The 14924-nt window shown below is 60.6% G+C and carries 19 protein-coding genes; 3 read left to right on the forward strand and 16 right to left on the reverse strand.

The annotated features are described in order from the left end of the window. Positions 1 to 75 precede the first annotated feature (75 nt). The 9 genes from ACSBQQ_RS20220 to ACSBQQ_RS20260 all read right to left on the reverse strand — a co-directional run bounded on the left by ACSBQQ_RS20220 (position 76) and on the right by ACSBQQ_RS20260 (position 5861). Positions 76 to 363 carry a YqjK-like family protein gene (locus ACSBQQ_RS20220; protein ID WP_004937121.1) on the reverse strand — a complete coding sequence of 96 codons (288 nt, stop codon included), beginning with the start codon at positions 361 to 363 and terminating at the stop codon, positions 76 to 78. Further along, on the reverse strand, positions 360 to 761 hold the full coding sequence (locus ACSBQQ_RS20225) for a phage holin family protein (RefSeq protein WP_033636106.1): 402 nt from the start codon (positions 759 to 761) through the stop codon (positions 360 to 362). Before ACSBQQ_RS20225 ends, ACSBQQ_RS20220 begins: the two co-directional genes overlap by 4 nt. A 2-nt stretch (positions 762 to 763) precedes the next feature. Then, positions 764 to 1069 (reverse strand): DUF883 family protein, encoded by a 306-nt coding sequence (locus ACSBQQ_RS20230; RefSeq protein ID WP_004937125.1) that lies wholly within the window; start codon positions 1067 to 1069, stop codon positions 764 to 766. Between the two features lie 164 nt (positions 1070 to 1233). Beyond that, on the reverse strand, positions 1234 to 1605 hold the full coding sequence (locus tag ACSBQQ_RS20235; RefSeq protein ID WP_033649008.1) for a DUF1090 domain-containing protein: 372 nt from the start codon (positions 1603 to 1605) through the stop codon (positions 1234 to 1236). A 241-nt stretch (positions 1606 to 1846) separates the two neighbouring features. Continuing rightward, entirely contained in the window at positions 1847 to 2221 is a 375-nt protein-coding gene (gene mzrA / locus ACSBQQ_RS20240) for an EnvZ/OmpR regulon moderator MzrA (RefSeq protein ID WP_004937130.1), read from the reverse strand. Further along, positions 2218 to 2898 (reverse strand): DedA family protein, encoded by a 681-nt coding sequence (locus ACSBQQ_RS20245; RefSeq protein WP_033636104.1) that lies wholly within the window; start codon positions 2896 to 2898, stop codon positions 2218 to 2220. Before ACSBQQ_RS20245 ends, mzrA begins: the two co-directional genes overlap by 4 nt. Positions 2899 to 3033: 135 nt before the next feature. Further along, positions 3034 to 3480 (reverse strand): hypothetical protein, encoded by a 447-nt coding sequence (locus tag ACSBQQ_RS20250; RefSeq protein ID WP_033636103.1) that lies wholly within the window; start codon positions 3478 to 3480, stop codon positions 3034 to 3036. 186 nt (positions 3481 to 3666) lie between these two features. Further along, complete coding sequence (gene exuR, locus ACSBQQ_RS20255; RefSeq protein ID WP_033636102.1) at positions 3667 to 4443, reverse strand: transcriptional regulator ExuR; 777 nt, start codon at positions 4441 to 4443, stop codon at positions 3667 to 3669. 119 nt (positions 4444 to 4562) lie between these two features. Beyond that, positions 4563 to 5861, reverse strand: coding sequence for an MFS transporter (locus tag ACSBQQ_RS20260; protein WP_033636101.1), 1299 nt, complete (start codon positions 5859 to 5861; stop codon positions 4563 to 4565). Positions 5862 to 5938: 77 nt separating this feature from the next. Here ACSBQQ_RS20260 and ACSBQQ_RS20265 point away from each other — a divergent pair, with 77 nt between their 5' ends. From ACSBQQ_RS20265 to ACSBQQ_RS20275, 3 genes are read left to right on the forward strand one after another with little or no spacing between them, the layout of a single operon-like run. Continuing rightward, entirely contained in the window at positions 5939 to 6106 is a 168-nt protein-coding gene (locus tag ACSBQQ_RS20265) for a hypothetical protein (RefSeq protein ID WP_154610867.1), read from the forward strand. Positions 6107 to 6161: 55 nt separating this feature from the next. Continuing rightward, positions 6162 to 7574: a glucuronate isomerase gene (uxaC, locus tag ACSBQQ_RS20270; protein ID WP_049196181.1), complete on the forward strand. Its 1413-nt coding sequence runs from the start codon at positions 6162 to 6164 to the stop codon at positions 7572 to 7574. Positions 7575 to 7594: 20 nt separating this feature from the next. Continuing rightward, positions 7595 to 9082, forward strand: a complete 1488-nt coding sequence (locus tag ACSBQQ_RS20275) for a UxaA family hydrolase (RefSeq protein ID WP_039569375.1) — start codon at positions 7595 to 7597, stop codon at positions 9080 to 9082. Positions 9083 to 9136: 54 nt separating this feature from the next. Here the strand turns inward: ACSBQQ_RS20275 and sstT are convergent, their stop codons facing one another. The 7 genes from sstT to ACSBQQ_RS20310 form a co-directional block, all read right to left on the reverse strand. Then, the gene (sstT, locus tag ACSBQQ_RS20280; protein WP_033649012.1) at positions 9137 to 10372 is read right to left on the reverse strand and encodes a serine/threonine transporter SstT; all 1236 of its coding nucleotides are present in this window, start codon (positions 10370 to 10372) and stop codon (positions 9137 to 9139) included. A gap of 256 nt (positions 10373 to 10628) precedes the next feature. Further along, on the reverse strand, positions 10629 to 11603 hold the full coding sequence (locus ACSBQQ_RS20285; RefSeq protein ID WP_033649013.1) for a TerC family protein: 975 nt from the start codon (positions 11601 to 11603) through the stop codon (positions 10629 to 10631). A gap of 252 nt (positions 11604 to 11855) precedes the next feature. Next, complete coding sequence (locus tag ACSBQQ_RS20290) at positions 11856 to 12587, reverse strand: glutamine amidotransferase (protein WP_015379152.1); 732 nt, start codon at positions 12585 to 12587, stop codon at positions 11856 to 11858. A 1-nt stretch (position 12588) separates the two neighbouring features. Continuing rightward, positions 12589 to 13569 (reverse strand): Gfo/Idh/MocA family protein, encoded by a 981-nt coding sequence (locus tag ACSBQQ_RS20295; protein ID WP_033636095.1) that lies wholly within the window; start codon positions 13567 to 13569, stop codon positions 12589 to 12591. A gap of 50 nt (positions 13570 to 13619) precedes the next feature. Continuing rightward, on the reverse strand, positions 13620 to 14132 hold the full coding sequence (locus ACSBQQ_RS20300) for a M48 metallopeptidase family protein (RefSeq protein WP_033636094.1): 513 nt from the start codon (positions 14130 to 14132) through the stop codon (positions 13620 to 13622). Next, on the reverse strand, positions 14125 to 14448 hold the full coding sequence (locus ACSBQQ_RS20305; protein WP_033636093.1) for a HigA family addiction module antitoxin: 324 nt from the start codon (positions 14446 to 14448) through the stop codon (positions 14125 to 14127). The genes ACSBQQ_RS20300 and ACSBQQ_RS20305 overlap by 8 nt, the downstream gene beginning before the upstream one ends. A gap of 14 nt (positions 14449 to 14462) precedes the next feature. Continuing rightward, positions 14463 to 14738, reverse strand: a complete 276-nt coding sequence (locus tag ACSBQQ_RS20310) for a type II toxin-antitoxin system RelE/ParE family toxin (protein WP_039569370.1) — start codon at positions 14736 to 14738, stop codon at positions 14463 to 14465. Positions 14739 to 14924 lie beyond the last annotated feature (186 nt).

Here is a 14924-nt window from a genome sequence, read left to right on the forward strand (position 1 = left end):
CTCGGGATAAGCAGCGCTGTTTTAGGGGGAAAACGAGGGCGGAGCAACAGGATGTTTGAAGGAAAAGCGCGGGGCTTACTTGGCGGAGAAGGTCTTTTTAAACAGGCGGATAGCGCTCCAGGCGCCGAAAGCGCGGCGCGACCAGCGGATCATCTTGCTGGGGTGGCGGATGCCGTACAGCGCCATGACGCTGGAACCGAGCACCAGATAGCGGCGCAGGCCAAACACCGTCTGCCAGCCGCGGTCGATGCGTTCGGTCTTTTCCAGCCATAAAGACTTGTGTTCGGCCAGATCCAGACGCTGTTGCTGGATCTGGCGAATCAGCCTCTCTTTTTTCCATTCCAGATAGCGGCGGCGGCTCATGGCTCGCGCTCCAGTTCGGCACGATCGAGTTCCAGCTGCTTGCGCGTGGCGCCGAGCAGCGTGGTGCGACGGGCCTTGACCAGCGTCCAAATGGTGCCGACCACGGCCAGGAACAGCAGCACGCCGGTCGTGGCACCCAGCGCCATCAGCCGATAGACCGGATCGATGGCCCAGAAGATCAGGATCAGCAGGCTCATCAAACCGAAGGCGGTAAACAGCAGCGTCATACCGGCCATGATCAGCAGCTGAATGAGGTTGGCTTTCTCCTCTTCCAGCTCGACCACCGCCAGCCGGACACGGGTTTCCACCATGCCGACCAGGATCGTGATGATGCGCTGACCGATATCCAGGACCCCTTTAGCGGGGCCCTGCGCGCGCACTTGCGGTTGTTCAGCCATGATTAACGACGCGCGAGCAGCACGCCCAACACCACGCCGACCGCCGCGCCGATGCCGATGCCGGTCCACGGGTTGTCGCGCACATAGTCGTCGGCCTGGCCGGCGATCTGCTTGGTTTGCGAAGCCAGCTTGTCACCGGCGTCGCTCAGGCGAGCGCGGGTCTCTTTCAGCGCGCCTTCCGCCTTCGAGCGCAGCTTCTCCAGCTCGGCTTTCGGCTTGTCGGTAGAGGAGTTCAGCACTTCCTCCAGCGTATCGGCTAAGGACTTCAGTTCAGCGCGTAAGTTTTCTGCATTTGAATCATGTGCCATGTGATTATTCCTTAACGTTTATTTCGACAGACTTTTAACATAGCGGATTTTTTCGCCGGAGCAAAGGGGTGATGGCCAGCAGATAACACCAGGCATCAATCCCATATGCTTAATAAATCCCGTGTGATGGGGCTCTCATCGATAAATCCGCTGGTACAAAAAAATTATTCCGCCTGAGCGCGTTTCAGCTCAGCCTGCGCTTCCGCCAGCTTCTGCTGCTTCTTGGCGACCTTGTCCAGCTTGCCGGTTTGCTGCGCTTCTTTCAGCTCCTGCCGGCGTTCGTCGACCTTGCGCTGTTTCTCTGCGATATTTTCCTGGCGTTCGGCCTGCAGGCCGGCTTCGGTACAGTGAGTCTGCACTTCGCTCAGTGCTTTTTTCAGCCCGTCCACGCGGTGGGTGTTGCCGTGCTGGGTGGCATAGTCGATTTGCTGCTGGATGTCTTGCGCTTTGGCGGCGCAGCCGCCCTCAGCGGCCGAAGCGAGGGCCGGCAGCGTGCAGAGTGGCAACAGCAGTAACAGTGAATGGCGTAATTTCATCTTTCAGTTCCTTTTCATGGGATGCCTGAACAGGCACCCGCTTTCCTGACTGCCGAAGGCGGCAGCGCGAGAGGAGGGCGTTCATCGCCGGCTGAAGTTACCCTTCAGCATAGTCATGAAACCGGCGCGCCCCCAAAGAATCAGCCGTGACTCGGTGCTGACTGATTAATTCTTGAGCTAATCGGTGCGAATGAAAATGAAAATAATGCAATGAAAGGAAACCCCTTCATATGAAGGGGGATTATCCCAGATTGAGTGGGGAACGCGCAAATTCGCGTACCCAATGCGACGGCACGGGGGATTCGCTCAACGCGATGTGGTAACCGGGCGGCAGGATGGTTTGCAGCGCTTCGCGCGCCAGCAACTGCTGCTCCGGCGAATCCAGACGGATGACCAGGCCATCGCCTTCCGGCGTGATGCTTTTGATGCGGATGCCGCGCTCATCCAGGCGCTGGTAGACGTAAAAACCGTCGGGCAGCGACAGCCCTTGCTGGCTGGCGCGAATGCGCAGCTCGCTCTCGGTGCGCACCATGCAGGGCACCAACAGCGTCGCCAACGCCAGCAGGGCGAGCGCGATCATCAGGACGTATTGCCAGCGCGGGCGCTTTGCTGTCACGCCCCTTTCCCCGGGTTCTGGCCGCTGGCGCGTTTCTTGCGCCACAGCACGATCAACGAGCCGATCAACCCGACCACCAGCAATACCAGCGGCAACATCATCAGGCAGAACATCAGCTGATCTTCATACTTGCGGAACACCGGGGTTTTGCCCAGCGCGAAGCCCAGCGTTGTCAGGATCAAGACCCACAGCAGGCCGCTCATCCAGTTGAAGAACTGGAAGCGCGCGTTGCTCAGGCCGGACAGGCCGGCGATGGTCGGCAGCAGGGTGCGCACGAAGGCCAGGAAGCGGCCGACCAGCAGGGCGGAAAGCCCGTGGCGGTGGAACAGGTTGTGAGCGCGTTGATGGTAGTGGGCCGGCAGGTGCGAAAGCCAGCCTTGCACCGTTCGCGTATTGCCGAGCCACCGGCCCTGTATGTAGCTGACCCAGCATCCCAGGCTGGCGGCGACGGTCAGTATGACGATGGTCAGCGGGAAGCCCATGGTGCCTTTGGCGATCAGCACGCCGACCAGGATCAGCAGGCTGTCACCCGGCAGGAAAGCGGCCGGCAGCAGGCCGTTTTCCAAAAACAGAATCATGAACAGCAGGATGTAGAGGGTCCACACCAACGAAGGGTTCGCCAGCGTCTCAAAATCCTGCTGCCACAGGGCATGTATCAGTTCTTTAATGATGTCCATCCGGTGTTCCTAAAACGTCATTGTTTATTTTTATCTCAGCGGCGGAACGGGCGTGGGCTGAAAGCGCGCGGCGATCCTGAATGCTGATAACGATGAAACGGCGTTGCTTTAAGGTTTTTAGCGGTGCGACACCGGTCATAGGTGATAAGTCAGCGTGCCACGGTACTGCATGTTACTTTCTTTCCAGCCGGCCTGCCGACTCTGTTGCCTGGAGGCGTCCAGCATCCAGTCGACCTGGGCAAGCCGGTTGGGAGCCGGAGTGTCCTGGCGAGGGAAGCGAATTCGGTAGCCCGGCTCTGCGGCCAAGGTATAGACCGGCGCCGGCAGGGAGGATGCGAGCAGCGAACCGGGGAAAGAGTGCGCTCTGGGCAGCAGCAGCGGCAACTTGCCGGGGGCTTTGCGGCGCGCTTCGGCCGGTGCCCGATACACATGATCATAGGGGGAAAGCGCCGGCTCCGCCAGCAGCGGCAGGCTGCTCAGCGCGCTGGGGGTTGGCTTGGGTGACGCCACGCATAGCTGTTGGCCGGAGACCGAACCGGTCCAGCAAAAAACAGCAATCAGCATGGCAAACAACCAGCGCATTTATTCGCGTCCCGCCCCCGCAGCAATGGGTAAAAAAGTGGGCTAACTCTACCAAAATAGCACGATTGGCAACAGGGAAATCTACGTTGCCGACGGTGAAATAGTACACGGCAAACGGCGGTTCCGGCATCGATTCAGCGGATTTTACATTACCTGACATAAGCCGACGGTTTTTGACCGCCGTGGCTATTTCGGTTCGTGGCTCACGCCATCCAGATGCACCACCGGATTCTCGGCGAACAGATAGCGGTCGGCATTGTATTCGAAATCGTCGCTGGTGGCGTTGAACAGCATCTGCTTGGTGTTTTCCAGGTGCTGCCACATCGCCAGTTTGGCGGCGTAAGGATCTTTGCGCATCAGCGCCTTGAGGATTTGATCGTGATCGTCGCACCAGCTGGCGATCGAACGTTCGTCGATATGCTCGTGCAGTTTCTTCCAGTAAGGGTTGTTGACCCGCTGCACCCACATTTTTTCCACGATGGTGGCCATGGCGGTGTTCTGGGTGGCCAGCGCCACCTGCACGTGGAACTTCAGATCCCACTGCGAGTCGCGAAAGCGATCCTCTTTGCGGGCGTGCTCCTGAATCTCCATTAGCTGCACGATATCTTGTTTGGTCACCTGGGTGGCGGCGAATTCAGCGATGTTGCTTTCGATCAGCTGGCGCGCCTGCAGCAGCTCAAACGGGCCGGCGGTGGCGAACTCGATGCTGTCGCCCGGCACCACCAGGTGTTTTTGCTGGTTGGACACCACGTGGATCCCGGATCCCTTGCGCACGTCCACATAGCCTTCCACTTCCAGCATGATGATCGCTTCGCGCACCACGGTGCGGCTGACATTCATCTCTTCGGCGATGTATCGCTCGGCCGGCAGCTTGTCGCCCACCGGGTAGCGGCCGCTTTCGATGCGTTGTTTAAGCTCGGCGGCCAGTTGCTGATACAGGCGTCTGGTTTCAGTGAATTCCATAGTGAATGCTCTATACGGTGCGGTGGGAAGGGGCGCGTGGCCATCAGATTTGTTATACCACTTATTCGGCACCGCTGCCAGAGGAGCAGAAGGCCCGGCGCGGGGGCCGGGCGGCGGGATCAGCTGCGCGCCGGAGACGGCTGCAGCGCGGCCGGTTGCGCTTCGGCGGCCGGGCGGTTTTGCAGCACCGTCCAGATGACGATGGCGCCGAGAATATCGAAGACCGACAGCGCGGCGAACAGCGGGCTGAAGCCGAGAGTGTCCGCCAGGGCGCCGACCACCAGCGCGAACAGCGTGCTGGCGGTCCAGGCTGCCATGCCGGTCAGGCCGTTGGCGGTCGCCACCTCATTGCGGCCGAACACGTCGGAAGAGAGGGTGATCAGCGCGCCGGACAGCGCCTGATGGGCGAAGCCGCCGACGCATAACAGCGCGATAGCCGCGTAAGGGCTGGTGAACAGGCCAATCATGCCGGGGCCGATCATCAACACCGCCCCCATCGTCACCACCAGCTTGCGCGAGACGATCAGATTGACCTTGAAATACTTCTGGAACAGCGGCGGCAGGTAGCCGCCGACGATGCAGCCGAGATCGGCGAACAGCATCGGCATCCAGGCGAACATGGCGATCTCTTTCAGGTTAAAACCGTAGGCCTTGAACATGAACAGCGGGATCCAGGCGTTGAAGGTGCCCCAGGCCGGCTCCGCCAGAAAGCGCGGCAGCGCGATGCCCCAGAACTGGCGGTTGCGCACGATCTGCCAGGCGGACATTTTTTTGGCGTTAGAGGTCTGGTGCTGCGCTTCCTGGCCTTCGAGGATGTAACGGCGTTCTTCCTGGCTCAGTTTCTTCTGATCTTTCGGGTGTTTGTAGAACAGCAGCCAGCAGATGGCCCAGATCAGGCTCAGCACGCCGGTGATGATGAACGCCATCTCCCAGCTGTGCGCCACGATGGCCCACACCACCAGCGGCGGGGCGATCATGCCGCCGATCGACGAACCGACGTTGAAATAGCCGACGGCGATCGAACGCTCTTTGGCCGGAAACCACTCGCTGCTGGCCTTCAGCCCGGCGGGGATCATCGCCGCCTCGGCCATGCCGACCGCGCCGCGCGCCAGCGCCAGGCCGCCCCAGCTGTTGGCCAGCGCGGTGCCCATGCAGAACAGCGCCCACAGAATGGCGAACATGGCGTAGCCGACCTTGGTGCCCAGCACGTCCAGCACATAGCCCGCCACCGGCTGCATCACGGTGTAGCAGGCGGAGTAGGCGGCGACGATGTAGGAATACTGTTGGGTGGTGATGTGCAGCGTATCTTCCAGCGTCGGCGCCGCCACGGCGATGGCGTTGCGGGTCAGGTAACCCAGCACGGTGCCGACGGTCACCAGCCCGATCATGTACCAGCGTAACCCTTTAATTTTACGCATCCGAAATGTCTCCCCGTTTGAAGGTATGGCCGACGATGCGGCTGGCGAGACAATAACCTGTCATACAGGTTTAAAAGTTGAGTGATATCACAAAAGGAATTATTCGCCTGAGCGATACTGTCGCCGATGAAATAGCGCATTTATGGCGCAAGTTTGCCGTAAAAACGAGCAGAAAAGGGATTAAGGGACAGCAAAACGGCAGGCGTCGAGAAAAATTTGCTGGACGCTCATTAAAATTGGTGTGATAACTTTTGTAATTCGATCCCCATGCCGCACGGCAAGTAAGGTAAGGAGCCCGAGATGGCGACGTTTTTGAGCGAAGATTTCCTGCTGGACAGCGAATTTGCCCGGCGTTTGTATCATGACTACGCGGCGGACCAGCCGATTTTCGATTACCACTGCCATTTGCCGCCGCAGCAGATCGCGGAGAATACCCGCTTCAGCAACCTGTACGATATCTGGCTGCGGGGCGATCACTATAAATGGCGGGCGATGCGCACCAACGGCGTGGCGGAGCGGCTGTGCACCGGCGATGCGGGCGATCGCGAGAAATTCGACGCCTGGGCCGCCACGGTGCCGCACACCATCGGCAATCCGCTCTATCACTGGACGCATCTGGAGCTGCGCCGGCCGTTCGGCATCACCGGAACGCTGCTGTCGCCGGCCACGGCGGATGAGATCTGGCAGCGCGGCAATGCGCTGCTGGCGCAGGATGAGTTTCGCGCGCGCGGCATCATGCGGCAGATGAACGTGAAAATGGTCGGCACCACCGACGATCCGATCGACGATCTGCGCCACCATCGGGCGATCGCCGACGATCACAGCTTCGATATCAAGGTGTTGCCGAGCTGGCGGCCGGACAAGGCCTTCGCCATCGATGCGCCTGGCTTCAACGACTATCTGCGGCAGCTGGAGGCGGCGGCGGACACCGCCATCGGCCGCTTCAGCGCGCTGTGCGACGCGCTGTACAAGCGCATGGATCACTTCGCCGCCCACGGTTGCAAGGTGGCCGATCATGCGCTGGACGTGGTGGTGTTCGGCGAGGCCGACGAAGCGGCGCTGGATGCGATCCTGCTGCGCCGCCTGAACGGCGAGCTGCCGACCCCGGAACAGAACGCCCAGTTCAAAAGCGCAGTGCTGCTGTTCCTGGCCGGCGAATACCGGCGCCGCGGCTGGGTGCAGCAGTACCATATCGGCGCGCTGCGCAATAACAACAGCCGCATGCTGGCCTCCGTCGGGCCGGATATCGGCTTCGACTCGATCAACGATCGGCCGCTGGCGGAGCCGCTGTCGCGGCTGCTGGATGCCCAGGCGCGGCAGGGCGGCCTGCCGAAAACCATTCTCTATTGCCTCAACCCGCGCGATAACGAAGTGATCGGCACCATGATCGGCAATTTCCAGGGGGAAGGCACGCCGGGCAAGATGCAGTTCGGCTCTGGCTGGTGGTTCAACGATCAGAAGGACGGCATGCAGCGCCAAATGACGCAGCTGGCGCAGCTCGGGTTGCTGAGCCGCTTCGTCGGCATGCTGACCGACAGTCGCAGCTTCCTGTCATATACGCGGCATGAATACTTCCGCCGCATTCTTTGCCAGATGATCGGCCGCTGGGTGACGGACGGCGAAGCGCCGGCGGATCTCGCGCTGCTGGGCGAGATGGTGAAAAACATCTGTTTCGACAACGCCAAAAACTATTTCGCCATTGAACTGGCGTAGCCGTTATCCGGGACCGGTTTATGCAAAGTACGATAAAGATTCACGAGCAGGATAACGTGGCGGTGGCGCTGCGCGATCTGGCCGCCGGAGAAACGGTTGAGCTGGACGGGGAGCGCGTTCAACTGGCGCAGCCGGTGGCGCGCGGGCACAAGTTTGCGCTCGGCCCGATCGCAAAGGGCGAGGACATCATCAAATATGGCCAGCCGATCGGCCACGCGCTCGCGGCCATCGGGCCCGGGGAACATATTCATTCGCAAAACGCCAAAACCAACCTGAGCGATCTGGACAGCTACCGTTACCAGCCACAGTTCCCGGCGTTGCCGCCGCAGGCGGCGGATCGCGAGGTGCAGCTGTACCGCCGGGCCGGCGGCGACGTGGGGATCCGCAACGAACTGTGGATCGTGCCGACCGTAGGCTGCGTCAACGGCATCGCCCGCCAGATCCAGCAGCGCTTTTTGCAGCAAACGCAGGCGGAGGGGATCGACGGCGTGCATCTGTTCAGCCATCCGTTCGGTTGCTCGCAGCTGGGACAGGATCATGCCAACACCCGCATCATGCTGCAAAACATGGCGCGCCATCCCAACGCCGGCGCGGTGCTGGTGATCGGGCTGGGGTGCGAGAACAATCAAGTGGAGGCCTTTCGCGCCACGCTGGGGATGGAGGACGAGCGGCGGCTGCGCTTTATGGTGTGCCAACAGCAGGACGACGAGGTGGAGGCCGGGCTGGGGCTGCTGCACGAGCTGTACCGTGAGATGCGCCACGATCGCCGCGAGCCGGGCCGCCTGAGCGAGCTGAAGTTCGGCCTGGAGTGCGGCGGTTCGGACGGACTGTCGGGCATTACCGCCAACCCGCTGCTGGGACGGTTTTCCGATTATGTGATCGCCAATGGCGGCACCACGGTGCTGACCGAAGTGCCGGAGATGTTCGGCGCCGAGCGCATCCTGATGAGCCGCTGCCGCGATGGGGAGACTTTCGACAAAACCGTCGACATGATCAACGATTTCAAACGCTATTTCATCGCCCATCAACAGCCGATTTATGAGAACCCGTCTCCGGGCAACAAGGCCGGCGGCATTACCACGCTGGAAGAGAAATCGCTCGGCTGCACCCAAAAAGCGGGCCTGAGCCAGGTGGTGGACGTGCTGAAATACGGCGAGCGGCTGCGCGTGCCGGGGTTGAATCTGCTCAGCGCGCCGGGCAACGACGCGGTGGCGACCAGCGCGCTGGCCGGCGCCGGCTGCCATATGGTGCTGTTCAGCACCGGGCGCGGCACGCCGTACGGCGGCTTTGTGCCGACGGTGAAGCTGGCCACCAACAGCGAGCTGGCGGCGAAGAAACCGCACTGGATCGATTTCGACGCCGGCGGTCTGGTTCACGGCGTGGCGATGGAGACCTTGCTCAGCCGCTTCGTCGATCTGATCGTCGAGATCGCCAACGGCCGTCCGGCGCGCAATGAAGCCAACGATTTCCGCGAGCTGGCGATCTTTAAAAGCGGAGTGACGCTGTAAGGCTGACAAAAAAGGCGCTCGAAAGAGCGCCTTTGCAATGCAGCCAGGGTGGGATTAACGCACCTTCAGCGGGTCTTCGTTCGCCAGCCGCTGGTCTTCCGCCTGGCAGGCCGCGGCGGTGAACAGCACGTCGGTGGAGGAGTTGAGGGCCGTTTCCGCCGAATCCTGCAGCACGCCGATGATAAAGCCGACCGCTACCACCTGCATCGCCACGTCGTTCGGAATGCCGAACATGTTGCACGCCAGCGGGATCAGCAGCAGCGAGCCGCCGGCCACGCCGGAGGCGCCGCAGGCGCAGAGGGCGGCCACCACGCTCAGCAGCAGGGCGGTCGGAACGTCCACCGCGATGCCCAGCGTGTTTACCGCCGCCAGCGTCAGTACGGTGATGGTGATCGCCGCGCCGGCCATATTGATGGTTGCGCCCAACGGGATGGAAACCGAGTAGGTGTCCTCATTCAGGTTCAGCTTCTTGCACAGCTCCATGTTCACCGGGATGTTGGCGGCCGAGCTGCGGGTGAAGAAGGCGGTTACGCCGCTCTCGCGCAGGCAGGCGAACACCAGCGGATACGGATTGCGGCGGATCTTCCAGTAAACGATCAGCGGGTTGAGCACCAGCGCCACCAGCAGCATGCAGCCGATTAACACCATCAGCAATTGGGCGTAGCCCCACAGCGCGCCGAAACCGGTTTCCGCCAGCGTAGAAGCCACCAGGCCGAAGATGCCGAGCGGCGCACAGCGGATCACCGCGCGCACCACCAGCGTGACCGCATGGGACATGTCGTTGATCAGCCCCTTGGTGGTTTCGGAAGCGTGGCGCAGCGCCAGCCCCAGCCCGACGGCCCACGCCAGAATACCGATGTAGTTGGCGTTAATCAGCGCATGGAACGGGTTGGCCACCACGCTCATCAACAGGCCCTTCATCACCTCCACAATGCCGCCCGGCGGGGTAATGTCCGTCGCGCCGGTGCTCAGCGCCAGCGTGGAAGGGAAGATAAAGCTGACGACGACCGCCACCAGCGCCGCGGCGAAGGTACCCAGCAGGTAGAGGAACAGGATCGGGCGAATGTTGGTCTTCTGCCCCTGTTTATGGTTGGCGATCGAGGCCATCACCAACACCAGCACCAGCACCGGCGCCACCGCCTTCAGCGCGCCGACGAACAGGGAACCGAGCAGGCCAACGGCGGAGGCCGCCGCCGGCGAAACCAGCGCCAACAGAATGCCGGCCACCAGGCCGACCATGATTTGTTTGACCAGGCTACCCTGCGTGATCTTTTGTAGTAGTTTTTGCATAGTGCTTTCTTCCTGATGTTATCTGGCCGCCGCGGCGGGAACGACGCCGGGTGGCTTTATATGATTCTGTAACTAAGTGTGTTTGCCGAATCAGTATTCAGCAATCGAATGATGTTGGAAAGAGGCGAAGGTGAAATTCTAAGCGCGGATCAACACTTGATAACATACTGGTTACATTTGTGTGATCGCAATAACGTTTGGCGTTTTGGGGGAATTGCCAAACAATCACGGGGCGACTAGCGCCCCGGATAACAGATTATGGTTGTTTATTCGCCAGGCGATCGTTGCGACGGTTGACCCAGGCGTTAATCAGCAAGGTGAGCGTCAGGATGCCCGCCACCACGCCCAGCGATACGCCGATCGGGATGTGGAAGAAGTCGATAATCAGCATCTTGATGCCGATAAACACCAGGATCACCGAGAGGCCGTATTTCAGCATCGAGAAACGCTCCGCCACGTTGGCCAGCAGGAAGTACATGGCGCGCAGGCCCATGATGGCGAACAGGTTGGAGGTCAGGACGATGAACGGGTCAGTGGTCACGGCGAAGATCGCCGGAATGCTGTCCACCGCGAAGATCACGTCGCTCAGCTCTACCAGGATCAGCACCAGCACCAGCGGGGTGGCGAACAGGATGCCGTTGCGGCGCACGAAGAAGCGCTCGCCTTCCAGGTTGTCGGTCATGCGCAGGTGGCTGCGCAGCCATTTCACCAGCGGCTTGTCGCCGATCGCCGAGTCATCTTCCTTCGCCAGCGCCATTTTGATACCGGTGAACAGCAGGAAGGCGCCGAACAGGTACAGCAGCCACTGGAACTGGCTGACCAGCCAGCTGCCGGCGAAGATCATGATGGTACGCAGCACGATCGCCCCCAGCACGCCGTAGATCAGCACCCGCCGCTGCAGGTTGGCCGGCACGGCGAAGTAGCTGAACAGCATCAGCCAGACGAACACGTTATCCACCGCCAGCGCTTTTTCGATCAGGTAGCCGGTGAGGAAGGCCAGCGCCTGGGTATCGGCGACGGCGCGCCCGGCGGTTTCATTCAGGTAGTACCAGAAACCGAAATTGAACAGCAGGGAGAGGCTGACCCACACCAGCGACCAGCTGGCGGCCTGCTTCATAGACATGGTGTGCGCGCCTTTACGGCCCTGCAACAGGAGATCGATTGCGAGCATCACGACTATGACGGCGGCGAAGCTGCCCCATAACCACGGTGTGCCAACGGAATTCATCATCAGAGGTATCCTTCAAAAACAAAAACGGCCAACGTCGGAAGACGCCAGCCGCTCTGTGAACGCTGCAAGCAAACCTCGCCTTCCGGCAAGGTCTCACTTACAACGTTGATGAAGGTGGTTACACCTTTGACATCAGGTTGCCCGGTAACCGGATGCTTGCGCATCGTAATGACGATTGACCGGCAATGAAGTTACTCCCCTTTGCAGAGCAGAAAGTAATGCAAAATGTGTCGGCGGTCAACGTGAATCGCGTTAGCCGGCCATCGCTTTTTGCGCGCCGAGGCTGACGACGAATCCCTGCAGCAGCAGGCGGCTGAACGGCGTGTCGCTAACCTGTTGTTGTTGCTGTTGATAGCGGGCTTGCTGCTCGGGATGCAGTTCGCCGAGCCACTGCAGATACTGGCTCATCACCGCGCCGTTGAATTCCGGGTGGAACTGGGTGGTCAGAGCGTGATCGCCATAGCGCAGGATCTGGTGCGCGTCCTGCTGCGAACGCGCCAGCGTCTGCGCGCCGGCGGGCGGCGTCAGCACGCTCTGCGAGTGGATAAGATTGGCCTTGAATCGCGGTGGCAGCAGGGTGAGCCGCCGATCGTCGGCCGCGGCGGGCAGCAGTTCGATCTCCAGCGTGCCGACCTCCATGCCCTGCGGGTGATAGCCCACTTCGCCGCCGAGCGCGTAGGCCAACAGCTGGTGGCCGTAGCAGACGCCGAACAGCGGCAGTTTGATCGCCATCGCCTGACGCAGCCATTCGGCGGCCTCCTCGCTCCACGGCAGCCGTTCGGTCACCATCGCCGGCGAGCCGGTGATGACCACGCCGCAATAGGCGGCCGGCGGCAACGGCCTTTCGCCGGCGGGCAGATGCACGATGTGCGCGCGTTCGGCGTCGATATTCCCCTGTTGCAGGAACATGCCATCAAAGTTGGCCAATTCCTGACGAATGGCCTGCGGCGCGTCGCCGGTTTGCATCACGAGCAGCGGTTTCATCTCATTCTCCGTCGGCGGGGAAGACGACGCCGGTCTGGCGGCGGATGTCGGTCAGCAGGCGGGCGACGATCAGCGAATTCTCCAGCCCCGGATGTTCCACCTGACGCTGCTCAACCAGCTCGGCGAAGGCCAGCGCTTCATACAGCATGGTGTTGATGTGCTGAGTCTGGCTCAGGTCCTGCCGGTTGCCGCCGCGCGGCGTCAGTGCCACGCCCTGGCACTCGGAAATCTTGTCGATAATCAGCGTGCCTTCTTCCCCCTGAATCTCGCTGGGGAGTGCCGAGTCGCTGACCTTGGAATGGGAAAGCGTGACGTCGAAATCGCCGTAGTTCAGGCAGACGGTGCCGTGGGCGTCCACGCCAGTATCCAGCAGCGTGGCGCTGGCCAGCACCGACTGCGGCGCACCGAACAGCGCTACCGCGCTGGCCAGGCAGTAGTAGCCGATGTCCATGATCGAGCCGTTGGAGAACTGCGGGTTAAAGGTGTTGGGATTCTCGCCGGCGAGATAGCGCGGATAGCGCGAAGAGTATTGGCAATAGTTGATAAAGGCTTTGCGCAGCCGGCCGACTTTAGGCAATGCCTGCTGCAGCGCCAGGAAATTCGGCAGATAGGCGCTTTTGAACGCCTCGAACAGCACCACCTGGTTTTCCCGCGCGCAGGCGACCAGTTGTTCCGCTTCGCGCTGGTTGGAGGCCAGCGGTTTTTCGCAGATCACGTGCTTTTTATGGCGCAGGAACAGCAGCGATTGCGGGCAGTGCAGGGAGTTGGGGCTGGCGATATACACCGCGTCTATGGCGTCAGACTGCGCCATCGCCTCGAGCGAGTCGAAAAACTGCGTGACCTGATAGTTGGCGCCAAACGCCTGCGCCTGTTCCAGCGAGCGTGAATACACGGCGCTCAGCTTGAGTTTGCCGCTTTCATGGGCGGCATCGATAAAACGTTCCGTAATCCAGTTGGTGCCGACGACGGCAAAGCGAATCATGGCGAGCTCCGGTCCAGGCCTAAAACCGCAGATTATCACGCCCTCACTCGCTATGCATACAGCTCGCCAAACAGCGAAAGGTGCGTCAGATACAGCCGGGTATCGAACTCCAGCTGGTGGTAATCCGGCTCCATATGGCAGCACAGGCTGTAGAACGCCTTGTTGTGATCTTTCTCTTTCAGGTGCGCCAGCTCATGCACCACGATCATGCGCAAAAAGGGTTCGGGCGCGACCTTGAACACCGTCGCCACGCGGATTTCCGCCTTGGCCTTCAGTTTGCCGCCCTGCACGCGCGAGATGGCGGTGTGCAGGCCAAGCGCGTGCTTCATGACGTGGATCTTGCTGTCGTAGGCCACCTTGCTCAGCGGCTGGGCGTTGCGCAGATACTGGTTTTTCAGATCGACGGTAAACTGATACAGCGACTTGTCGGTGGTGCAGCCGTGCACCTGCGGATAGCGCTGCAGCAGCACGTCTCCCAGCCGATTCTGATGGATCAGTTGCTGCACCTGGCTTTGCAGATGCGTTGGGTAGCCTTGCAGGTAGGCGAGTTCGGTGTCATGCATGAGTGATATTGCGCCCCAGTATTTCTTTGATTGGCCGCAGCCGCACACGCTGCGCATCGGACTGTCTGGCTTCCCAGCGATCGTGTGCCGCCTGCAGGTTTAGCCAAAAGTCAGCGGTCGTTTCGAACAGATCGGCAAACAGATTGGCCTCGGCAACGCTCATGCGTCGATGCCCGTTGCACAGGCGATTGACGGTGGCGCGGGTGACGCCCAAGACCTTTGCCAGTTCCTCCTGGCCGATGCCTAGCGGCGTTAAATATTCTTCCTGCAGCACTTCTCCCACCGTGGTGGGTTCGCGAGTCGTGGTTTCCAACATTGGTTCCCCCTCGTTCAGGTATCTTGGTGAGGATCGAGGTAAATTTTTTCAGCGGCATCATGCCGCCACTGGAACATCAGCCGCCAGTGCATATTGACGCGCAGACTTGACCATCCCTGAAACGGCCCGGACAGCCGCTTGTAATAGTTGCCCGTGGGGTGATGCAAATCACGCTCTTGCTGCGCGGCCGTCAACATATCGAGCTTTCTGGCCAACTGCCGCTCGAGCGCCCCGGGAATCAGCCGGCTGCGCTTGCCTTCCAGATAGCGATCGCGGAAAGATTTAATCATGCTTTCCCCCTTCCATAGGGACTGACAGTGTAACATTTAAAGTTACACCTCGTTAGATTAAAAAAACGTCGAAATAGAGACTCGGGAAGGGAAGGTTAATGTTGTTAAAGGGGAAAAGGGGCGCGGGTTTTCAGATACGCGGCGCAATACGCAATTTATCCGAAAAAACATTTTACTGACGGGCGT

Origin of the sequence: Serratia sp. G204Y (assembly GCF_051172435.1) — a bacterium.
GTDB lineage: Bacteria > Pseudomonadota > Gammaproteobacteria > Enterobacterales > Enterobacteriaceae > Serratia > Serratia sarumanii.